23 protein-coding genes are annotated in these 20,763 nt (G+C 72.7%); 12 read left to right on the forward strand and 11 right to left on the reverse strand.

Annotated elements, in window-relative coordinates:
* Window positions 1-2: 2 nt before the first annotated feature.
* The 5 genes from ACWGKU_RS14990 to infC all read right to left on the reverse strand — a co-directional run bounded on the left by ACWGKU_RS14990 (window position 3) and on the right by infC (window position 3,795).
* Complete coding sequence (locus ACWGKU_RS14990) at window positions 3-1,106, reverse strand: sensor histidine kinase (RefSeq protein ID WP_401043816.1); 1,104 nt, start codon at window positions 1,104-1,106, stop codon at window positions 3-5.
* A gap of 115 nt (window positions 1,107-1,221) precedes the next feature.
* Entirely contained in the window at window positions 1,222-2,088 is an 867-nt protein-coding gene (locus ACWGKU_RS14995) for a TrmH family RNA methyltransferase (RefSeq protein WP_359905921.1), read from the reverse strand.
* Window positions 2,089-2,185: 97 nt separating this feature from the next.
* Window positions 2,186-2,581, reverse strand: coding sequence for a 50S ribosomal protein L20 (rplT, locus tag ACWGKU_RS15000; RefSeq protein ID WP_030055649.1), 396 nt, complete (start codon window positions 2,579-2,581; stop codon window positions 2,186-2,188).
* Window positions 2,582-2,690: 109 nt separating this feature from the next.
* Complete coding sequence (gene rpmI / locus ACWGKU_RS15005) at window positions 2,691-2,885, reverse strand: 50S ribosomal protein L35 (protein ID WP_030055648.1); 195 nt, start codon at window positions 2,883-2,885, stop codon at window positions 2,691-2,693.
* Between the two features lie 142 nt (window positions 2,886-3,027).
* Entirely contained in the window at window positions 3,028-3,795 is a 768-nt protein-coding gene (infC, locus tag ACWGKU_RS15010) for a translation initiation factor IF-3 (protein WP_401043852.1), read from the reverse strand.
* Window positions 3,796-4,310: 515 nt separating this feature from the next.
* Here infC and ACWGKU_RS15015 point away from each other — a divergent pair.
* On the forward strand, window positions 4,311-4,688 hold the full coding sequence (locus ACWGKU_RS15015; protein WP_329928691.1) for a DUF1844 domain-containing protein: 378 nt from the start codon (window positions 4,311-4,313) through the stop codon (window positions 4,686-4,688).
* A 48-nt stretch (window positions 4,689-4,736) separates the two neighbouring features.
* On the opposite strand, the gene ACWGKU_RS15020 is transcribed toward ACWGKU_RS15015, so the two are convergent.
* Window positions 4,737-5,510: an SseB family protein gene (locus tag ACWGKU_RS15020; protein ID WP_452177295.1), complete on the reverse strand. Its 774-nt coding sequence runs from the start codon at window positions 5,508-5,510 to the stop codon at window positions 4,737-4,739.
* Window positions 5,511-5,612: 102 nt separating this feature from the next.
* Between ACWGKU_RS15020 and ACWGKU_RS15025 the strand changes: the two genes are divergently transcribed.
* The 3 genes from ACWGKU_RS15025 to ACWGKU_RS15035 all read left to right on the forward strand — a co-directional run bounded on the left by ACWGKU_RS15025 (window position 5,613) and on the right by ACWGKU_RS15035 (window position 8,461).
* Window positions 5,613-6,836 carry an amino acid deaminase/aldolase gene (locus tag ACWGKU_RS15025; RefSeq protein WP_387736214.1) on the forward strand — a complete coding sequence of 408 codons (1,224 nt, stop codon included), beginning with the start codon at window positions 5,613-5,615 and terminating at the stop codon, window positions 6,834-6,836.
* Between the two features lie 58 nt (window positions 6,837-6,894).
* Window positions 6,895-7,302, forward strand: a complete 408-nt coding sequence (locus ACWGKU_RS15030; RefSeq protein ID WP_452177294.1) for a hypothetical protein — start codon at window positions 6,895-6,897, stop codon at window positions 7,300-7,302.
* Between the two features lie 244 nt (window positions 7,303-7,546).
* Complete coding sequence (locus tag ACWGKU_RS15035; protein WP_452177293.1) at window positions 7,547-8,461, forward strand: lytic polysaccharide monooxygenase auxiliary activity family 9 protein; 915 nt, start codon at window positions 7,547-7,549, stop codon at window positions 8,459-8,461.
* 135 nt (window positions 8,462-8,596) lie between these two features.
* Here the strand turns inward: ACWGKU_RS15035 and ACWGKU_RS15040 are convergent, their stop codons facing one another.
* From ACWGKU_RS15040 to ACWGKU_RS15055, 4 genes are all read right to left on the reverse strand, one after another.
* Window positions 8,597-9,724 (reverse strand): DUF2510 domain-containing protein, encoded by a 1,128-nt coding sequence (locus ACWGKU_RS15040; RefSeq protein WP_452177292.1) that lies wholly within the window; start codon window positions 9,722-9,724, stop codon window positions 8,597-8,599.
* 131 nt (window positions 9,725-9,855) lie between these two features.
* Window positions 9,856-10,656, reverse strand: coding sequence for a 3-oxoacyl-ACP reductase (locus tag ACWGKU_RS15045; RefSeq protein WP_380455629.1), 801 nt, complete (start codon window positions 10,654-10,656; stop codon window positions 9,856-9,858).
* A 7-nt stretch (window positions 10,657-10,663) separates the two neighbouring features.
* Window positions 10,664-12,043, reverse strand: a complete 1,380-nt coding sequence (locus ACWGKU_RS15050; RefSeq protein ID WP_452177291.1) for an aldehyde dehydrogenase family protein — start codon at window positions 12,041-12,043, stop codon at window positions 10,664-10,666.
* A 3-nt stretch (window positions 12,044-12,046) separates the two neighbouring features.
* Entirely contained in the window at window positions 12,047-13,441 is a 1,395-nt protein-coding gene (locus ACWGKU_RS15055) for a glutamine synthetase family protein (RefSeq protein WP_452177290.1), read from the reverse strand.
* A 165-nt stretch (window positions 13,442-13,606) separates the two neighbouring features.
* Here ACWGKU_RS15055 and ACWGKU_RS15060 point away from each other — a divergent pair, with 165 nt between their 5' ends.
* The 5 genes from ACWGKU_RS15060 to ACWGKU_RS15080 all read left to right on the forward strand — a co-directional run bounded on the left by ACWGKU_RS15060 (window position 13,607) and on the right by ACWGKU_RS15080 (window position 17,901).
* Window positions 13,607-14,335 carry a gamma-glutamyl-gamma-aminobutyrate hydrolase family protein gene (locus tag ACWGKU_RS15060; RefSeq protein WP_452177289.1) on the forward strand — a complete coding sequence of 243 codons (729 nt, stop codon included), beginning with the start codon at window positions 13,607-13,609 and terminating at the stop codon, window positions 14,333-14,335.
* Window positions 14,336-14,529: 194 nt separating this feature from the next.
* The gene (locus tag ACWGKU_RS15065) at window positions 14,530-15,642 is read left to right on the forward strand and encodes a cation diffusion facilitator family transporter (protein ID WP_452177288.1); all 1,113 of its coding nucleotides are present in this window, start codon (window positions 14,530-14,532) and stop codon (window positions 15,640-15,642) included.
* Between the two features lie 59 nt (window positions 15,643-15,701).
* Window positions 15,702-16,604 carry a 5'-3' exonuclease gene (locus ACWGKU_RS15070; RefSeq protein ID WP_452177307.1) on the forward strand — a complete coding sequence of 301 codons (903 nt, stop codon included), beginning with the start codon at window positions 15,702-15,704 and terminating at the stop codon, window positions 16,602-16,604.
* Between the two features lie 155 nt (window positions 16,605-16,759).
* Window positions 16,760-17,554 carry a hypothetical protein gene (locus ACWGKU_RS15075; protein WP_452177287.1) on the forward strand — a complete coding sequence of 265 codons (795 nt, stop codon included), beginning with the start codon at window positions 16,760-16,762 and terminating at the stop codon, window positions 17,552-17,554.
* On the forward strand, window positions 17,551-17,901 hold the full coding sequence (locus ACWGKU_RS15080) for a winged helix-turn-helix domain-containing protein (protein ID WP_401053050.1): 351 nt from the start codon (window positions 17,551-17,553) through the stop codon (window positions 17,899-17,901). The genes ACWGKU_RS15075 and ACWGKU_RS15080 overlap by 4 nt, the downstream gene beginning before the upstream one ends.
* Window positions 17,902-17,995: 94 nt before the next feature.
* Here ACWGKU_RS15080 and ACWGKU_RS15085 read toward each other — a convergent pair whose 3' ends face one another.
* On the reverse strand, window positions 17,996-18,910 hold the full coding sequence (locus ACWGKU_RS15085) for a radical SAM protein (RefSeq protein WP_452177286.1): 915 nt from the start codon (window positions 18,908-18,910) through the stop codon (window positions 17,996-17,998).
* 115 nt (window positions 18,911-19,025) lie between these two features.
* Between ACWGKU_RS15085 and ACWGKU_RS15090 the strand changes: the two genes are divergently transcribed.
* The 3 genes from ACWGKU_RS15090 (at window position 19,026) to ACWGKU_RS15100 (ending at window position 20,706) form a co-directional block, all read left to right on the forward strand.
* Window positions 19,026-19,628: a hypothetical protein gene (locus tag ACWGKU_RS15090; protein WP_452177285.1), complete on the forward strand. Its 603-nt coding sequence runs from the start codon at window positions 19,026-19,028 to the stop codon at window positions 19,626-19,628.
* A 13-nt stretch (window positions 19,629-19,641) separates the two neighbouring features.
* Window positions 19,642-20,310, forward strand: coding sequence for a YdcF family protein (locus ACWGKU_RS15095; protein WP_452177284.1), 669 nt, complete (start codon window positions 19,642-19,644; stop codon window positions 20,308-20,310).
* Window positions 20,311-20,457: 147 nt separating this feature from the next.
* Entirely contained in the window at window positions 20,458-20,706 is a 249-nt protein-coding gene (locus tag ACWGKU_RS15100) for a hypothetical protein (protein WP_401053056.1), read from the forward strand.
* Window positions 20,707-20,763: the final 57 nt, after the last annotated feature.

Here is a 20,763-nt window from a genome sequence, read left to right on the forward strand (position 1 = left end):
CTTCAGAGCATGAAGTCGGGCACCCCGGCGGGCAGGATAAATCGGAACCGGGCGCCGCCGCCGGGCGCGCGGTCGACGCGGATCGAGCCGCCGTGGGCCTCCACGATGCCCTTGACGATGTAGAGGCCCAGGCCCGTGCCGCCGCGCTTGGAGCCGCGCCAGAAGCGGGTGAAGACGCGGGGCATCGACTCCTCGGGGATGCCGCTGCCTTCGTCGCTCACGGTGACCGCTGTGCCTTCCACGATGCGGGGCGGGGTGCCGCTGCGCTCCCAGACGGGCGCCTCGACGACCTCCTTGGCCGGTGCCACCTCGATGGTGACAGTTCCCTCGCCGTGCCGCACCGCGTTTTCCAGCAGGTTGGCCAGCACCTGGTCGACCTTGTCCGGGTCGGCCCACAGGACGGTCAGCTGTTCGCCGATCCGGATGTCGAAGCGGTCCTCGGGGATGCCGGTGGCGACCTTGCGCTCGACGTGCCGGCGCACCGCCGCGGCCAGGTCGACCACCTGCTTGCGCAGCTCCAGCCGGCCGGAGTCGATCCGGGAGATGTCCAGCAGCTCGGCGATCAGCCGGGTGACCCGGTCGGCGTCCGCGTCCACGGTCTCCAGCATCAGCCGCTTCTGCCCGTCGGTGAACCGCTCCCACTTGGCCAGCAGCGTCGCCGTGAAGCCCTTGACGCTGGTCAGCGGGGAGCGCAGCTCGTGCGCCACGGTGGCGATCAGCTCGGCGTGGCTGCGCTCGGTGCGGCGCCGGGCCTCGGTGCCGCGCAGGGCGATCACCAGGCGCTCCAGCGGCCCGCCCGGCGCGCTGCGTACGTACCGGGCGGAGACCAGCACCTCGCGCCCCCCGGGCAGCAGCAGGTTGCGCTCCGGCTGGCGGGTGCGGGTGGCCAGGCCGCCGTACGGGTCGGTCAGCGGCCACCAGCGGCGGCCGTCCAGGTCCTCCAGCGGGAGGACGTCCTCCAGCCCGCTGCCGAGCGCGGCCTGCGGGAGCACGCCGGTGAGCCGGGCCGCGGCCCGGTTGAAGCAGACCACCCGGCCCAGCGCGTCGGCGACCACCAGGCCGTCCGGCAGGTCGTCCGGGTCGAGCTCGGGTCCGCTGCCGACCATGGGTTGCCTCCCCGATTACCCACCGTGCCGTTCCCCCCACCGAGGCAGACCCTAGCGCCTCCCAGGCCCGCGCAGTAGGGCTTGCCGCGTGGATCCTGACGCGCCCCCGGGTGCGTCAGGCGTTCGAGCGGCAGCCGCCGGGCGAGCGCTGGGCGCGGGCGGAGGCGTACAGGCAGACCGCCGCCGCGGTGGCCAGGTTGAGGCTCTCGGCGTGGCCGTGGATCGGGACGCGCACGACCTCGTCGGTGAGCGCGCGGGTCTCCTCCGGAAGCCCCCAGGCCTCGTTGCCGAACACCCATGCGCCGGGCGCCCCCAGGGTGCCCTCGTCGAGCTCCTGGTCCAGGTCGCGCTCCCCCGCGCCGTCCGCGGCGAGCACCCGGACGCCGGCCTCGCGCAGCCTGCCGACGGCCTCCTCGACCGGTACCCCGACCGCCACCGGCAGGTGGAACAGGCTGCCCACGGAGGCCCGGACGGCCTTCGGGTTGTAGAGGTCCACCGAGGCGTCGGTGAGCACCACGGCGTCCGCACCGGCCGCGTCGGCGGTGCGCAGCACCGTGCCGGCGTTCCCGGGGTCGCGCACGTGGGCGAGGATCGCGACCAGCTTCGGACGGGCCTTGAGCACCTCGGCGAACGGGGTGTCGATGAAGCGGCAGAGCGCCACGATGCCCTGCGGCGTCACCGTGTCGCAGATCTCGGCGATCACCTCGTCGGTGGCGGTCAGCACCGGCAGTCCCTCGACCAGGGCGGCCTCGACGATGCCGGCGTGCCGCTCGGCGGCCTCCGGGGTCGCGTAGACCTCGACCACGGCGTGCTCGCCGCTGCCCGGCAGCCTGCCGAAGGCGATGGCCTCCCGGACGGCCTGCGGGCCCTCGGCCAGGAAGCGGCGCTCCTTGGTGCGCTGGTTGCGCTTGGCCAGCCGGCGGGCGGCCACGACGCGCGGCGAGCGCAGGGAGGTCAGCAGGGGGGTGTCGGTGCTCGGCATGGTCTCGTTCTCCGGAGGCGCTGAAGGAGGGGGAAAGCAGGACCGGACCCGCAGGCGAGCCTGCGGGTCCGGTCAGAGCTCAACCGATCTCGGAAGATCAGGCGGCGTCGGCGGCGGCCTTCGGGGCGTTCACGTCGGCCGGCAGCGCCTTCTGGGCGACCTCGACCAGGGAGGCGAACGCACCCGGGTCGTTGACGGCCAGGTCGGCCAGCATCTTGCGGTCGATCTCGACGCTGGCGGCCTTCAGGCCCTGCACGAAGCGGTTGTAGGTGATGCCGTTGGCACGGGCCGCAGCGTTGATGCGCTGGATCCACAGCTGACGGAAGTCGCCCTTGCGCTTCTTGCGGTCGTTGAAGTTGTAGACCAGCGAGTGGGTGACCTGCTCCTTGGCCTTGCGGTACAGGCGCGAACGCTGGCCACGGTAGCCGCTGGCGCGCTCCAGGATGACCCGGCGCTTCTTGTGGGCGTTGACTGCCCGCTTGACGCGTGCCACTTGATTACTCCTTGGGTTGGACCACGGACTACTTCACGTGGTCCGTCATTCGAATGGGTCGGGAAGGATCAGCTGCCCCGCTCGCGGCTCGCGCCGGGCGGGAGGGCGATCACTTGCCGAGAAGCTTCTTGATCTTCTTGGCGTCAGCGGGGGCCAGCTCGACGGTCCCGGCCAGCTTGCGGGTCAGCGTCGAGGGCTTGTGCTCCAGGAGGTGGCGGCGGCCGGCGCGCTCGCGCAGCACCTTGCCAGAGCCACTGATCTTGAAGCGCTTGCTGGCGCCACTGTGCGTCTTCTGCTTCGGCATTTCGCCGTATCTCCTCGTCAGTCCCGTCCGCGCCCGCGCGACGTGCGCCGCGCGGGCGTGAACTGGATGGATCTGCGGTGACCGGGCGGGCCGCCCCGTCACCCTGGGGGCCGGTCTCCCGGGCCTCCTGGCCGGTGAGGGCTCAGGCGCCCTGGGAGGCGGCCGGCTGCTCGACCGGAGCGTCGGCCTCGACGGCCGGCGCCTCGGCCGGGGCGTCCTGCGCCTCGGTCGCGACGTCCTCGTCCTCGGTCACGACGTCCTCGACCTCGACGTCCTCGACCTCGGTCACAACGTCCTCGTCCTCGGTGTCCGCAGCGGCGTCGGAGCCGGCGGTGCGGCCCTGACGCTCGGCCTTGCGGGCGTCCGCGAGGGCGCGGGCCTCGGCCATCGCCTCGGTCTTCTTCTTGTGCGGGCCAAGGACCATGATCATGTTACGGCCGTCCTGCTTGGGCGAGGACTCCACGAAGCCCAGGTCCTGGACGTCGTCGGCAAGCCGCTGAAGCAGACGGAAGCCCAGCTCGGGGCGGGACTGCTCACGACCGCGGAACATGATCGTGATCTTGACCTTGTCGCCCTGCTTGAGGAACCGGACGACGTGACCCTTCTTGGTGTCATAGTCGTGCGGGTCGATCTTCGGCCGGAGCTTCATCTCCTTGATGACCGTGTGCGCCTGGTTCTTGCGCGCCTCACGGGCCTTCATGGCCGACTCGTACTTGAACTTGCCGTAGTCCATGAGCTTGCACACCGGCGGCCGGGCGGTCGCCGCGACCTCGACCAGGTCGAGGTCGTACTCCTGCGCGAGCTCCAGCGCCTTGGCAAGCGGCACGATGCCGACCTGCTCGCCGCTGGGACCGACGAGTCGCACCTCGGGGACGCGAATCCGGTCGTTGATGCGGGGCTCGGTGCTGATGGGGCCTCCTCGGTTGCACCTTCTGCGATGCGGCCGTCGGACGGCGGTCGCACGTAGTGGACTCGACCACTGGGCGGGGCTTCATTCGTGCTGCGCTGTCCGGTACGTACACCGCCACACGAAAAAAGCCCCGCTCGGTACAAGCGGGGCTCCACACAACCGGGGGCGACGCCCGGTGAGGGGCGCTGCGGCGACTCGGCGCCAGGGGCGCCCGTCGCGGACCGGGACCCGTCGACCCTGAGGCCGACCAGGTGGGAGACTTTCGCGGTTGCCCTCTCGGGCCTCCTCAGTGGAGCCTCCACTTGCTGGCCGAGTGCCCATACGGGATCCCGGCCGGTCAGTCTCGAAGCTTACAGCGTCGGGGGGGCGAACGCCATTCCGCCCCTTCGCGCGGCCGCCTCCCGGCGCGGGGAACGGCCGCCTCCCGGCGCGGATACGGCCGCGTCCTGGTACCGAAGGGGCCCTTGTACGCTCCATGGGTACGGACAGACCGAACACGATGGAACGAGCCCACCTTGAGCAGCGAGCCCACCCAGAACCCCGGCGCGGACGACGACGCGATCGGCTTCGACGACCTCACCCGCGACATCGCCGAGGTCCCGGCCGTCGAGGTGATCACCACCGTCGCGGTGCACCTGATGAGCGCCGCCGCCGTCAAGTGCGGTCTCGCCGAGGGCGGCGACAAGGACAAGGACCTGGACGAGGCCCGCAAGCTGATCACCGCACTGGCCGGGCTGGTCACCGCCGGTGCCCCGGAGATCAGCAACTTCCACGCCGCGCCGCTGCGCGACGGGCTGCGCTCGCTCCAGCTCGCCTTCCGCGAGGCCTCGATCGTCCCGGACGCCCCGGGCGCGGGCCCGGGCGAGAAGTTCACCGGGCCGGTCTACTCCTGAGACCGCTCGCGGGAGGTCCGGCACCCGCGTGCCGGACCTCCCGCTCCGTCAACGCCTGTAGAGCGGCTCCCCCGGCAGCTCCGCACTCGCCGGCAGCACCGCGAGGTCCAGCCCCCGGTCCAGCCGCACCCGCAGCAGCGGGTCCGCGGCCACCGCCCGCCCGACCCGCTGCGCGGCCGCCTGCAGCCCCGCCTGGTCCAGCGCCGGGTCGAACACCACCGCGAGCACCCCGTCGGAGCCCTCCGAGCCCGCCAGCAGCCCGGTAACCACCTGCGGCTCCGCCGCCAGCAGCCCGCGGACCGCCTCGCGCACCTCCGGGTCCAGGGCCGGCGGCAGGAACGGCCGGTTCTCCGCCAGCGCCCGCAGCCGGGCGCCGCTCAGCCGGAACGGCACCGGCCCGGCCGGGTCGATCAGCAGCGTGTCGGCCCGCTCCGAGAAGGCGACCATCGCGGCCTGCGGGGCCGCCGTCGGCGCCGGACGGGCGTCGGCGCGCCAGCGGGCCAGCGCCTCCAGCGACGTGAAGGCCGGCAGCGCGCGGCGCCCGTCCGGGGCCTCCAGCACCGGGACGGCCATGTCGCTGGTCTTCTCGTGCCGGTGCCCGTGCGCGTCCACCTCGACCTCGCCGAGGATCGCGACGATCGGGACCATCAGCCGGGTGGGGGTCAGCGCCGCCAGCACCTCCGACTCGGCCGCGCCGTCCTGCGACCAGCGCGCGAGGGCCTCGGTGAGCGCCGGGTCGGCGGTGCCGTCGTCGTCGGAGAAGCCGGGGTTCGGGATGCTCTTGCCGACGAACGCCGGGTTGGAGAAGTCTTTGCGGTCCACCCGCCCGACCCTATGCCACCGCGCGCGAGCGGCCCCATTTCCCCGCACGTTCCCCGTACGCGGGGCCTACCCACCGGTAGCGCGGTGTGGCACCCTGCGCCCATGGTGATCCTCGACGCACCCGCGACCGCGCCCGCCCCGGTCTCCGACCGCCTCCGGTACGACCGCGCCACCGCCCACCTGGACGGGCCGGTGGCCGTCGTGGACCTCGCCGCGTTCGACGCGAACGCGGCCGACCTGGTCCGCCGGGCGGGCGGCAAGCCGATCCGGCTGGCCAGCAAGTCGATCCGCTGCCGGGCGCTGCTGGAGCGGGCGCTGGCCGTGGACGGCTTCCTCGGGGTGATGAGCTTCACCCTGGACGAGTCGCTCTGGCTGGCCCGCACCGGCGTCCGCGACATCCTGCTCGCCTACCCCTCCGCCGACCGGGCCGGCTTCGCCGAGCTGACCGCCGACCCCGGGGCCGCCCGCGAGATCACCGTGGTGCTGGACGACCCGGCCCAACTGGACCTGATCGACCGGGCCCGCGGCGGCGACGCCGAGGTGCGGGTCTGCCTGGAACTGGACACCTCGCTGCACCTGCTCGGCGGCCGGGTCCGGGTGGGCGCCCGGCGCTCACCGCTGCGCACCCCCGAGGACCTCGGCGCCTTCGCCGAGCTCGTCCAGCGCCGCCGGGGCTTCCGGGTGGTCGGCCTGATGGCGTACGAGGGGCACGTCGCCGGGGTGGGCGACCGGGTGCCCGGCCGGCCGGTGCGCTCCGGGCTGATCCGGCTGATGCAGGCCAAGGCCCGGGCCGAGCTGGCCGAGCGGCGCGCGGCGACGGTCCGGCGACTGCGACAGGTGGCCGACCTGGAGTTCGTCAACGGCGGCGGCACCGGCAGCGTGGAGTCCACCGTGGCCGAACGCGCCGTCACCGAGGTCGCGGCCGGCTCCGGGCTGTACCAGCCGCAGCTGTTCGACAACTACCGCACGTTCCGGGGCCGCCCGGCCGCGCTCTTCGGCCAGCCGGTGGTGCGCCGCCCCGGCCTCGGCGTGGTGACCGTCCTCGGCGGCGGCTACCCGGCCTCCGGCGCGGCCGGCCCGGACCGCTCGCCGGTGCCGTACCTGCCGGCCGGGCTGCGCTACGACCCGATGGAGGGCGCCGGGGAGGTGCAGACCCCGCTGCTCGGCTCCGCGGCGGACGACCTGCTGATCGGCGACCGGGTCTGGTTCCGGCACGCCAAGGCGGGTGAGCTGTGCGAACGCTTCGCCGAGCTGCACCTGATCGAGGACGACCGGATCGTACGGACCGTGCCGACGTACCGGGGCGAGGGCAGGACGTTCCTCTGACGCTTCGTCCGGCTCTGCCCTACCGTGGTGCCGACACCACGAACAACAAGGGGGCGGTATGGAACCCGAGATCACGGAGATCGCCACAAGGGGCGCGACCGTTCTGGCCGGCCTCATGGTCACCTCGGCCTGGGAACGGGTCAAGCCGCGCGTTGCCGCGATGTTCGGTCGCAGGGCGGAGTCGGCCTCCGAGGAACTGGACGAAACCCAGGCCGAGTTGATCGCGACACCGGAAGACGGCCGCGAGGTCGCCGCCCAGAGCGCACAGGGCGAGTGGGAGCCGAAGCTACGCCGACTGCTGGCCAACGACCGGACCATGGTGGCCGAACTCCAGGCGATCCTCGACGAGTTCGCACCGGATCGACCCGATCGGGCGCCCGGCACGGTGCACAACGAGATCAGCGGAAACGCCAAGATCCACGGCAAGGTCGTCCAGGCTCACACGATCAACAGTCTGAACCTCTGACCTTTCCGGAGCCTTAACGGGGCCCGATGGAACGGCTAACCACGGCCGTCCGTCGGGCCTTTGCGCTGCTCGGGGGCCTACAGTCCGTCAACAAGCACAGTACGCGCGGCTATTGCCATCTGGTCCAGACCAATCCTACGCTCTGGCCGGGGGCCGTGCGCCGGGCCGGCGGCCCCCGAACGGGCAGGCGTGCCCGCTCCTCCCCCACACGTGCCCGGAACGACGGTCAAGGAGTCCCCACCCCATGTCCATCAAGCGCAATGCCCTGTCCGTCGGCGTGATCGGCGCCGCGCTCCTCGCGGTGGCCGGTGCCACCGCCGGCACCGCCAGCGCCCACGGCACGATGACCAACCCCGTCAGCCGGGTCGCCGCCTGCTACGCCGAGGGCCCCGAGCACCCGGTGTCCCAGATCTGCAAGGACCTCGTCGCCGCGAGCGGCACCCAGCCGCTGTACGACTGGAACGAGGTCAACATCGCCAACGCCAACGGCAACCACCAGGCGCTGATCCCGGACGGCAAGCTCTGCTCGGCCAACCGCGACAAGTACGCGGCGCTGGACTGGCCGCGCACCGACTGGCCGGCCACCGCGGTGAAGGCCGGGACCTTCACCTTCCAGTTCCGCACCACCGCGCCGCACGTCGGCACCCAGACCGTCTACATCACCAAGGCGGGCTACGACCCGACCAAGCCGCTGAAGTGGTCGGACCTCGACCAGACCCCGGTGGCCAAGGTGCAGGTCGACCGCAACGCGGTCAACGGGTCCTACACCTACTCCGGTACCCTGCCGCAGCGCACCGGCCGCCAGGTCCTCTACACGGTGTGGCAGCGCAGCGACAGCCCGGAGGCCTTCTACTCCTGCTCCGACGTCGACTTCGGCGCCTCCACCACGGCCGTGTCGGCGCTCGCCGCCCAGGCCCCGGCCGCTCCCAGCGACGCCCAGATCGCGGCCGACGCGTCCAAGTCCACGGTCGCCCACCACGGCCACGGCGGGGACCCGGACTCCCCGGCCGGCCAGGTGATCCCGACCGCCTCCGCGGCCGTGGGCGGCACCTCGGCCACCGGTCCGCTGCTGCTCGCGGGCGCTGCCGCGATCGGTGTCGGCTGGGCCGGCATGGTGCTCCGGCGCCGTCGCGTCGAGGCTGTTCGACGCGACTCCTGACGCCGGGCACGGGAGCCGGGCCGGCGCACCCCCGTCCGGCCCGGCTCCCGTGGCACCACCCGTACGACGACGAACGGCGGCCCACCCGGAGGGTTCCCTCCCGGGTGGGCCGCCGCCGTGTGAGGAGCGCGGTGCTCAGGTGGTGGTGCCCCCGACGCCGCCGTCCGCACCGGACCCGCCGGAGCCGGAGCCCGTCCCGGGCAGCCCGGGGATGCTCGGGATCTTGCCCTTGTAGGCGGAGATGCCCTGGACGACGGTGTCCATCACCGCGACGTCGGGCGACTTGTCGGCGATGTCGAAGCCGAAGTGCACCGAGACCAGCGTCTTCCCGTCGGCGGACGGGAAGACCACGGTCTGCACGTAGCCGTTGTTGCCCTTGGGCGCGTCCACCTTCCAGCGGACCAGGTAGCCGTCCTGGCCGTTGACCTTCACGGCCTCGGACTTGAGCTCCTGGTGCCCGGTGACGTCGCCGTACGCGGCCTTGGCGGCCGTCGCGATGTCGGCCTTGGCCGCCGCCTGGGCGTCGGTGCCGCCGCCGTCGATCCGGCCGGTGTTCACGCCGCCGAGGGAGCAGCTGCCCTTGCCGTCCGCGCAGGTGTACGAGCCGACGCTGAGCGAGGCGTAGCCGTCCGGGGTGGTGCCGGCCTCCCAGCCGTCCGGGACCGGCAGGGTGAGCCGGTTGACCACGTCGATCGCCTTGTCGGCGTTCGGGCTGGTCCGGCCGCCGCCGTTGCCGCCCCCGTTCCCGCCCTTGCCGCCGTTTCCGCCCTTGCCGTTCCCGCTCCCGCCGTTGCCGCCGTTGCCGGGGTCCCCGAAGTCCGGGGCGCCGCCCCACGGGCCGTAGCCGCCCTGCGGGACCGGGCGGGCGCTGCGCGGGGCGCGGTCCCCGTGGCCGTCCGTCGCGAGGTAGGTGACCCCGGCGCCGACACCCAGGCCGAGCAGGGCGGCCACGGTGGTCGCCAGCACCAGCTTGGAGGGCTTGCGCCGGGCCTTGCGCGGCGGCCCGCCGGGCGTGCCGTAGGCGGCGCCGAAGGGCGGCGGCTCCGGGTAGCGGACGGTCGGGCCGCTCTCCAGCACCTCGCCCTCCAGCACCGTGGGCTGCTCGGCCGCTCCCGGCGCAGGGGCGTCCGAGGCGGGGGCGTCCGAGGGTGCCGGCCGGGTGTCGGCCGTCCAGCCCTTGCCGTCCCACCACCGCTGCGGCCTCGGGTCGCTCGTGGTGTCCTTGGGATCCGGGTACCACCCGGCGGGAATCTGCTCGCTCACAGAAGAGAATCTAAAGGCAGCCGGATAAACGCGAAATCAGCGCAGCCGGGAATTCCCGCCGTTTTCGATGAGATTCCGGTGAGAACCCCGTCCGGCGCGGCCGGCGCGGCCGGGATTCCCACCGGCGGCGGCTACAGCGGGGTGACGTACGCGCCGGAGATGCCGCCGTCCACCAGGAACTCGCTCGCCGTGATGAAGGAGGAGTCGTCGCTGGCCAGGAAGGCCACCGCGGCGGCGATCTCCTCGGCCCGGGCGAACCGGCCGAGCGGGATGTGCACCAGCCGGCGGGCGGCCCGCTCCGGGTCCGCGGCGAACAGCTCGCGCAGCAGCGGGGTGTCCACCGGTCCGGGCGAGAGCGCGTTGACCCGGATGCCCTCCCGGGCGAACTGCACGCCCAGCTCGCGGGACATCGCCAGCACCCCGCCCTTGGAGGCGGTGTAGGAGATCTGCGAGGTGGCCGCGCCCATCCGGGCCACGAAGCTGGCGGTGTTGATGATCGAGCCGCGCCCGTGCCGGCGCATGTACGGCAGCGCGGCCTTGCAGCACAGGTAGACCGAGGTCAGGTTGACCTCCTGGACCCTGCGCCAGGCGTCCAGGCCGGTGGTCAGGATCGAGTCGTCCTCGGGCGGCGAGATGCCCGCGTTGTTGAACGCGACGTCCACGCTGCCGCAGGTCTCGTACGCCTCGTCGAACAGCGCCTCCACCATGTACGGGTCGGTGACGTCGGTGTGCACGAACAGTCCGCCGACCTCCTTGGCGGCGGCCCGCCCGGTCTCCTCGTCGAGGTCGGCGCAGACCACCTTCGCCCCCTCCGAGGCGAGCCGGCGGGCGGCGGCCAGGCCGATCCCGCTGCCCGCGCCGGTGACCACGGCGGTGCGGCCGACCAGCCGGCGGCAGACGACCTCGTCCCGCGCGGCGTGCTTCTCGCTCATCGGGCTGTCACTCCTCGCTGTGGATGAAGACGTTCTTGGTCTCGGTGAAGTGGCGCAGCGCGTCCGGGCCCAGCTCGCGGCCGACCCCGGACTCGCCGTAGCCGCCGAAGGGCGTCCAGTAGCGCACCGAGGAGTGCGAGTTGACCGACAGGTTGCCCGCCCGTACGCCGCGGGCCAGGCGCAGCGCCCGGCCGACGTCCCGGGTCCAGATCGAGCCGGCCAGGCCGTAGCGGGTGGCGTTGGCCAGGCGCAGCGCGTCGGCCTCGTCGGTGAACGGCAGGACGGCGGCGACCGGGCCGAAGATCTCCTCGGTGACGGCCGGGACCTGCGGGTCCTCGGGGCCGACGACCGTCGGCGGGTACCAGTAACCGGGCCCGTCCGGGACCTTGCCGCGGGCCAGCACCGGCAGGTCGGGGGTGAGGTAGGAGGCCACCCGGCGGACCTGGGCGGCCGAGATCAGCGGGCCGAGCTCCGTCTGCGGGTCGGTCGGGTCGCCGGTGCGCAGGCTCTCGACGGCGGGCAGCAGCAGGGCGAGGAAGTCCTCGTACACCTCGCGCTGGACCAGGATCCGGCTGCGGGCGCAGCAGTCCTGGCCGCTGTTGTCGGCGAAGGACATCGGGTCGGCGGCGCGGGCCAGGTCGGCGTCGGCGAAGACGATGCTGGGGCTCTTGCCGCCGAGTTCCAGGGTGACCCGCTTGGCGCGGGCGGCGCAGCGGGCGGCGACCTCCTTGCCGACGACGGTCGAGCCGGTGAAGACGATCTTGCGGACGGCCGGGTGGTCCACCAGGGCCCGGCCGGTGGTGGTGCCCGTGCCGGGGACGACCTGGAACAGGCCCTCGGGCAGGCCCGCCGCGAGGCCGAGTTCGGCCAGCCGCAGAGCGGTCAGCGGAGTGGCCTCGGCGGGCTTGAGCAGGACGGCGTTGCCGGCCGCGAGAGCGGGGGCGAAGCCCCAGGCGGCGATCGGCATCGGAAAGTTCCACGGTGCGATCACCCCGACCACGCCGACCGGCTCGTGGAAGGTCACGTCCAGGCCGCCGGCCACCGGGATCTGCCGGCCGGTCAGCCGCTCCACTCCCCCGGCCGCGTACTCCAGCAGGTCCCGGACGTTGCCGGCCTCCCAGTGGGCGTTGGCCGGCAGGTGGCCGGCCTCCGCCACCTCCAGGGCGGCCAGCTCGGGGACGTGCGCCTCGACCTGGTCGGCGAACCGGCGCAGCAGCCGGGCGCGTTCGCCGGGGGCGAGCGCCGCCCAGCCGGTCTGGGCCCCAGCCGCCCGCCGGACGGCCGCGTCCAGCCGTTCGGCGGCGGTGTCGGGGACGGTGGCGAGCACCTCGCCGGTGGCGGGATTGCGGACGGTGCTGCTCCCGGCGCTCGCGTCGGGCTCGGTCATGCGTCACATCCGTTCGAAGGATCGGTAGCGCTCCCAGTCGGTGACCGCCCCGTCGTAGGCGGCCTGCTCGACCCGGGCCATGTTCAGGTAGTGCTCGACCACGTCGTCGCCGAAGGCCTCGCGGGCCAGTGCGCTGCCCGCCCACAGCTCGGCCGCCTCGCGCAGCGATCCGGGCACCCGGACGTACTCCTCGACCGCGTAGGCGTTGCCGAGGCAGGGCGCGGGCAGGTCCAGCTTGCGCTGCAGCCCGTGCAGGCCGGCCGCGATCATCCCGGCCACCGCGAGGTACGGGTTGACGTCGCCGCCGGGCACCCGGTTCTCCATCCGCAGGCCGGGGCCGTGGCCGACCACCCGGTAGGCGCAGGTGCGGTTGTCCCGGCCCCAGGCGACGGCGGTCGGGGCGAAGGAGCCGGGGCGGTAGCGCTTGTAGGAGTTGATGTTCGGCGCGTACAGCAGGCTGAACTCGCGCAGCGCGACCAGCTGGCCGGCCAGGAAGTACCGCATGGTGTCCGTCATCCGGCCGTCCCGGTCGGCGAAGGCGGGGGCGCCGACGGCGTCGCGCAGCGAGAGGTGGATGTGGCAGCTGTTGCCCTCGCGCTCGTCGTACTTGGCCATGAAGGTGAGCGCGCAGCCGAGCTGGGCGGCGATCTCCTTCGCGCCGGTCTTGTAGACGCTGTGCTGGTCGCAGGTGGTGAGGGCGTCGGTGTAGCGGAAGGCGATCTCGTGCTGGCCGAGGTTGCACTCGCCCTTGGCGGACTCCACCACCAGGCCGGCGCCGGCCATCTCGGTGCGGATCCGGGACAGCAGCGGCTCGACCCGGGCGGTGCCCAGCATCGAGTAGTCCACGTTGTAGAGGTTCGCCGGGGTCAGGCCGCGGTAGCCGCCCAGCCAGGCCTGCTCGTAGGTGTCGCGGAAGACCAGGAACTCCAGTTCGGTGCCGATGTCGGCGGCCAGGCCGTGCTCGGCGAGCCGGGCGATCTGGCGGCGCAGCAGCTGGCGCGGGGCGGCGTCCACCGGGTGGCCGCCGTGCCGGGCGAGGTCGGCGGTGACCTGGGCGGTACCGGGCTGCCAGGGGGTCAGCCGCAGGGTGCCGAGGTCGGGGCGCATCGCGAAGTCGCCGTAGCCGGTGGCCCAGGAGGAGAAGGCGTAGCCGTCCACGGTGTTCAGGTCGACGTCGACGGCCAGCAGGTAGTCGCAGGCCTCGGCGCCGTGCTCGGCGACCTCGTCGAGGAAGAACCGGGCGGCGAAGCGCTTGCCCTGGAGGCGGCCCTGCATGTCGGTGAAGGCGAGCGCGACGGTGTGCACCTCGCCGGAGTCCACCAGGGTGCGCAGCCCGTCCAGGGTCAGCGGCGGCCGGGCCGGCGAGCCGGCGGCGGCCTGTTCGGGCAGTTCGGACATGCCGAACCCTCCTCCTCGATCACTCTTCGAGATCAAGCGGTCACAGCGAACCGTACGGCCTGCGACTCGCGGGGCGGAAGAGGGCGGGTGGGTGTCGGGTGCCCGTGGCGCGCCGACGCGCGTGGCTGACGGTGGATCAGGTGCTCCGGGGGGAGAATGCGCGCCATGGATCGCAGGCCTTTGATCGGCGTCAGCACCTACCTGGTGGACGCGAGTTGGAGCGATTGGCGGGGCCGCCGGGTGGCCCTGCTGCCCGAGCGATACACCGCGCAGGTCCGGGACTCGGGCGGGATCGCGGTCCTGCTGCCGCCGGACGTCCCGGAGCGCGCCCCGGAGGTGCTGGCCCGGCTGGACGGCCTGGTGATCGCGGGCGGGCCGGACATCGACCCGGCGTACTACGGGCAGCCGGCCCATCCGGCGACCGAGATCGAGTCGCCGGAGCGGGACGCCTGGGAGGTCGCGCTGCTGCGGTCGGCGCTGGCGGCGGGGATGCCGCTGCTGGCGGTCTGCCGGGGCATGCAGATCCTGAACGTGGTGTGCGGCGGGACGCTGGTGCAGCACCTGCCGGACGTGGTGCCGGTGGACGTGCACGGCGGCTCGCCCGGGCTCTACGGCTCGCACCCGGTGCGGCCGGTGCCGGGGACGCTGCTGGGCGGGCTGCTGCCGGAGAGCGAGCTGGAGGTGCCGACCTTCCACCACCAGGCCGTCGACCGGCTGGGGGCCGGCCTGCGGGTGAGCGCCCACGCGCCGGACGGGACGGTGGAGGCGGTGGAGGGTCCGGGGTTCACGCTCGGGGTGCAGTGGCATCCGGAGCAGGGGGAGGACCTGCGGCTGATGCGGGCCCTGGCCCGGGCGGCCACCGCGGCGGTCCTCGACCCGCTGGCACTGGGGTAGCACAACTGGGCATGAGGGAACGGGAGTTCGGCCCGCTGGGCGGCTGCGGAGTGCGCCGGGTCCGGCCGCCCGGACGGGAACGACAACGGTCACCAGTACAACCTTTGGATCTTTGTCGATTCTGCGGTTCACTTCGGTTGCGGGGCGGTCGCGCCACGCCCCCTTTCCCACCCGTGCGCCCAGAGAGGACCTCCATGGCCGGGCACGAGCATTCGCACGATGATCATGCGCATGACCAGAAGCACTCGCACGGCTCCGGCGGACACTCCCACGGCCCCGGAGGGCACGGGCACGGCGGCCACTCGCACGGGCACGGCTCCGGAGGGCACGGGCACGGCGGCCACTCGCACGGCGTAGCCGCCGACGCGGACCGCCGCTGGCTGCTCAGCGCCCTCGCCCTGATCGTCGTCTTCATGGCCGGCGAGGTCGTGGTCGGCTTCGCCGCCCAGTCCCTGGCGCTGATCTCGGACGCGGCCCACATGCTCACCGACGCCGCCTCGATCGTGCTCGCGCTGATCGCCATGCGGCTCGCCGCCCGCCCGGCCCGCGGCGGCTACACCTACGGCCTCAAGCGCGCCGAGATCCTCTCCGCGCAGGCCAACGGGGTCACCCTGCTGGTGCTGTCGGCCTGGCTGGGCTACGAGGCGATCACCCGGCTGCTCGAACCGCCGGAGGTCACCGGCTCACTGGTGCTGATCACCGCACTGGTCGGGATCGTGGTCAACCTGGCCGCCACCTGGTGCATGTCCAAGGCCAACCGCAGCTCGCTGAACGTCGAGGGCGCCTTCCAGCACGTGCTGACCGACCTCTACGCCTTCATCGCCACCGCCGTCGCCGGTGCGGTCGTACTGATCACCGGCTTCGCCCGGGCCGACGCGATCGCCTCGCTGATCGTCGTCGCGCTGATGCTCAAGGCCGGCATCGCGCTGGTCCGGGACTCCGGGCGGATCTTCCTGGAGGCCGCCCCGGCGGGGATCGACCCGGACGCGGTGGCCGACCGGATGGTCACCGAGCCGCTGGTCGAGGAGATCCACGACCTGCACATCTGGGAGATCACCTCCGGTCAGCCGGCCCTGTCCGCGCACATCCTGGTCACCCCCGGCGGCGACTGCCATGCGGTGCGGCGCTCCCTGCAGCGCCGGCTCTCGGAGGAGTACGGCATCACCCACTCCACCCTTCAGGTCGACCACGTCGGCGAGGACGAGGCGGGCGCGCTGCTGCAGATCACCACCCCGGCCGACTCCACCGTCGAGCACTGCGCCGACGCCCACGGCCCGGTCCACCGCGCCGGACCGCACGAGCACTGACAACACCCGCCCGTCACCGCGGTGCGGCATGATGCTGAGTCGTGACCGCACCGCGACTGATGCTGCTCGACTCCGCCAGCCTGTACTTCCGGGCCTACTTCGGCGTACCGGACACCCTGCGCTCGCCGCAGGGTGAGCCGGTCAACGCCGTCCGTGGGCTGCTGGACTTCATCGCCAGGCTGGTCCACGACCACCGGCCCGACCAGTTGGTGGCCTGCATGGACGCCGACTGGCGCCCCCAGTGGCGGGTGGACCTCATCCCCTCCTACAAGACCCACCGGGTCGCCGAGGCGGCCGAGGACGGCGAGGAGGAGGTGCCCGACACGCTGGCCCCGCAGGTCCCGGTGATCGAGCAGGTGCTGGACGCGCTCGGCATCGCCCGGGTCGGCTCCCCCGACTACGAGGCGGACGACGTGATCGGCACGCTCACCGCCCGCGCCGCCGGGCCGGTGCAGATCGTCACCGGCGACCGCGACCTCTTCCAGCTGGTGGACGACGCCCGCGGGATCACGGTGCTCTACCCGGTCAAGGGCATGGGCAACCTCCAGGTCACCGACGACGCGCTGCTGCTGGAGAAGTACGGCGTGCGCGGCGCCCAGTACGCCGACATGGCCGCCCTGCGCGGCGACCCGTCGGACGGCCTGCCCGGCGTCAAGGGCATCGGCGAGAAGACCGCCGCCCAGCTGATCAACGAGTACGGCGACCTCGCGGCCATCCGCGCCGCCGCCCTCGACCTCGGCTCCAGGCTCACCCCGGCCCGCCGCCGCAACATCGTCGAGGGCGCCGGCTACCTCGACGTCGCCCCCAAGGTCGTCCGCGTCGCCGACGACGCCCCGCTGCCGGCCTTCGACCCAGCCCTCCCCCGCGAGCCGCTCTACCCGATGACCCTGGAGGAGCTCTCCGCCCGCTGGGGCCTCGGCACCTCCCTGGACCGCGTCCTGGAGGCCCTCGCCACCCGCTGAGCCCGAATCCTCCCAGGGCCCGCACGTTCGCGTCGAACGTGCGGGCCCTCGGCGTTCCCGGGGCCTGCCGTCCCCAAGTGCCCTTGACGGCAGCTCACTTTGCGATGCAAAGTTCATGGCACAGCAAAGCGATTGTGCGCGACAAGGGGTGGATCATGACGACAGAGCACCGGGCCGGGCCGGCCGAACTCCTCGCCGAGACGGAAGGGCTCCGGGCCCGGACCCGAACACGGCTGCGCGGCTCGGGGGTGCCACTGCTCGGGTTCGGCCTGCTCGCCCTGGCCGCCGCGCCGATCTCCGGCCAGGCCTACAACTTCGGCGCCAACGGGCGGTCCGTCACGTCCTATCCGCTCTTCGCGTACTCCGAGCTCATCGGCCTCTGCGTCCCGCACGCACCGGACGCCCCGTGCCTCGCCGGCGAGTTCGACGGAGCCGTCCTCCGCTTCCTGGCCTGGGGCGTCTGGTACGCGCTGCTCCCGCTCGCCTGGCTGGTGCTGTCCCGCTGGTACCGGCGGCGCGGCGAGGCCCGCGGGATCGTCCCGCGCCGTGTCGGCTGGCTCGGCACCGCGGTCGGCCTCGGCATCCTGGCCACCACCGTGCTGCTCGCCCTGCTGTTCGTGAACCGCGTGCCGTTCGCCCTGTCCCTGCTCGCGAACACCTACGCCTCGCCCTGGTACGTGGCCGGCATCGGCCTGATCGTCCTCGGGCTCGCCGAGCGCAGCCCCCTGGCGGCCTCCGCCGGACTCCTCCACACGGCACTGCTCACCGCCTACCTCGCGGCACCGTGGGAGAGCGGCTGGCTGCCGTGGCTCGACCGGGGCGACGGCGGCTGGGCCGACGGCCCGCAGCCGAAGGCCCTGCTCCTGGCGGCGGTCCTGCTCGCCGCCGGGCTGGCGCAGTGGACGGCGGCCCGCCGCACACCGGGGGCATCCCGTACGGTCACCTCATGAGCGTTGCCGACGAAGCCGGGGAGCAGCACCCGACCCTGGCCCTGGACGACACCGTCCACCAGCGGGTCCGGCTGGGCATCCTGACCATCGCCCGCGAGGCCGACCGGGTCGAGTTCGGCTTCCTCAAAGAGCAGTTGGGCGCCACCGACGGCAACCTGTCCCGCCACCTCAAGGTCCTGGAGGAGTCCGGCCTCGTCGCCGTCGCCAAGGGCTACGTCGGACGCCGCCCCCGCACCTGGGTCTCCCTCACCGCCCGCGGCGCCGAAGCCCTGGACCGCGAACTGCGCGCCCTGCGCGCCCTCGTCCGCCGCCTCGACGCCGCCGGGCCCGGACACCCCCGGGCGTAGGAAGTCGACCGGGCCGACTTCCTACGCCGCCGGGCCGGCGGCCTCGCTCGGGTCGAGCGAGGCCGCCAAGGCCCCACCAGCCAGGGCCCGCCACTCAGGCGGCAGCGCCGTACTCGCGCGTCAGCCTCCGGACCTCGGCATCCTTGAAGGCCTGCGCCTCCTCCACGATCCCGCTCTTCGGCAGCTTGGCCAACGGAACGCAAAGGTCCATCCGCTGGATGCAGACGCCCACCATGTACTCCCCCTGCTCGGTGAGGTACAGGCGGATGCCGTAGTAGCCCTCCTCACAGTCCGTGTCGTTGTTGAACCGGCACGACGCGCAGGTGTCGGGGAGCCGCACGGGCAGCAGCCGCTTGACGTAGACCGCCCGGCTGCCGAGCGCCCGATAGAGGGTGCGCTCGTCGGAGGTGCCGGCGGTGAACGTCCGGAGCACCGGTTCCGCGCCGACCCGGGCCAGCACTTCGGAGATCGCCGCCACCGACTCCGGCCCGTGCTGGATGCTGGTGAGCATCCGCACGTCCGCGAACTGGCCGTACGACTCGACCAGGTTGACGACCCGGTCCACGTGCGCCATTCCGGGAACGACGATGTTCACGGACACCTTGACGCCGTCGGCAACGGCGGCCCGGACGGTCTGCTGCGCAGCGCGGATCTTCGTCCCGGCCAGACCCGCTGACCTGAACCGCTCGGACTGGACGGCCCCGAGTTCCTCGGCGGTCGTGCCGAACACCGAGACGTTGATCCGGTTGAGTCCGGCCGCCGAACATTGCGGCATCACCTGCCGACCGCGCTCCCCGTTGCTGGTCATTCCGACGCTCAGCCCCATGCCGGTGAGCGCCGCGACCAACGCGGGCACCTCCGTGTGCAGGGTGGGTTCCCCTCCGGTCAGGTGGACCTCCCCGGCGTCGAACGCGCTCGCCACGGCTCGCACCGCCCGCCGGAAGGACATGTCCGGAGCCATCCTGTCGGCGAGGAAGCCGACCCCGTTCGTCTCGCTGTAGACCGACACGCGACCAGTCCTGCCCGGACCGGCCGCGAAGGGCAGTTCGGTGCGGCCTCGGCGGCCTCTACCTGCTGGCCCGCTCGACGGCCCTGGTGGGCGACCTCCGCGTGATCAGGGTGCATTGCTCGGCCCGCTGTCGGCCTCGTACGCCAAGGCCCGCTTGTTGTACACCCAGCTCGATATCCCCCGGCGGACGGCCCAGTTGGACCTGGCGTTGGCTGTGGTGACGGAGATGTCCGGACAGCTCTCGGCTGCGGCGGGCCAGTACTCGGACCTTTCCGGTGACGTCCGCCTCAGCACACGGGATCGGACTCGGGCGGCCCTGTGGGTGGGAACCTCGCTCGACAAGCAGGGCGAGCACGAACAGGCCATCGGCATCGCCGAGTCGGCGATCCGGGTGTTCGAGAACCTGGGTGAGGTGGAGGACTGGGCGACAGGGAACCAGAAGCTCGCGCTCGCGTACCGCGGTGCGGGGAATCTCGGCGAGGCAGTGCGGTTGATCGAGGTGGCGAGGACGAACACCAACGGTTCGGCGCCCATGCAGGACGTGCGGCTGACCACCGCGCACGGGCACATCCCGCTGACCGATCGCGCGACGGCCGGGGAAGGGTTCGCTCTGCTGGACAGGGCCGAGGTGATGGCGGACAAGTACGGTATGACCCACCAACGAAGGAGCATCCGAGGCATCCGATCTGAATTCCAGCGAGCACGGTGCCTTCAGTGAGTGGGAGAAGAACGTGGCGGACGCGCAGCAGCGCGAGATCACCGACTGGCAGTGGGCGGACGCCACGCTGATCTGGGAATACCACCGGATGGGGCACGAGCGGCGGCCGTGCGATGTGGCGATCGGCCTGGGCTGCCATGACCTTGGCGTGGCAGCCGAGACGGCGATGCTGTATCTGGACGGCCTGGTTCAGAAGGTCGTGTTCACCGGTGGGCCGAACCCGTCCCGGCCGGAGCTCTTCCCCCGCGGTGAGGCCGCGCACTTCACCGAGCACGCCATCGCCCTCGGGGTTCCCGAGCAGGCGATCCACCAGGAGCCCCGTGCCCGCAACACCGGCCAGAACATCCAGTTCTCCCGTGAGGTCCTGGAGGCCGCCGGCGTCGAGGCACGGTCGGTGCTGCTCGTGAGCATGCCCTACATGGAGCGCCGGGCATACGCGACATGCCGCAAGGTGTGGCCGGAGGCTGAGGTGGTATGCACCTCGACCCCGATGAACCTGAACGACTACGTGAAAAGCATCGGCGACGGCCAACTCGTGATCGACAGCCTCGTGGGCGACCTCCAGCGGGTGATCGAGTACCCGAGGCATGGGTTCGCCGTCGCCCAAGATGTTCCGGAGACGGTCCTTGATGCGTACCAGCGGCTTCTGGCCGACGGATTCGACAGCAAGATCCTCAGCTGACGCGGCACCGCCCTCCGGGCTGGTGTGCGACGCAGCGTCCGCCGGGTGGAACACGTCCTTCGCGGACGTTACGGGGTCAGTCCCTTCTGGACTCGGTTGGCGGCGGACCCAACGGGGCTCCTGACGCTCTTCAGGAAAACCGACCGGATGGCGGAGATCGCCGAAGCATCCACCCTGCTACTGCTCCGTGTCCTCGGCTGGTCGGGCACGGCGTTCATGACCGAACGGATCGAACTGCGGCAGTTCGCCGTACCGACCACCGGAGTGTGGGCCGGTGCCCGGCAGGTCAGCGCACTGCACAGCCTGATGGTTCATGGACCCGACGTCGTGAAGAGAGTCCTCGAAGCTCGGGCGTCAACCAACCAGCCGTTTCTGCGCAGGAAGTCGGCGGGGTGACTTCCTGCGCAACACCATGAAGGCGAAGCGGCGAGGCGAAGCCGAAGCCGGCGGGAG

The organism is Kitasatospora sp. NPDC054768, assembly GCF_053612025.1.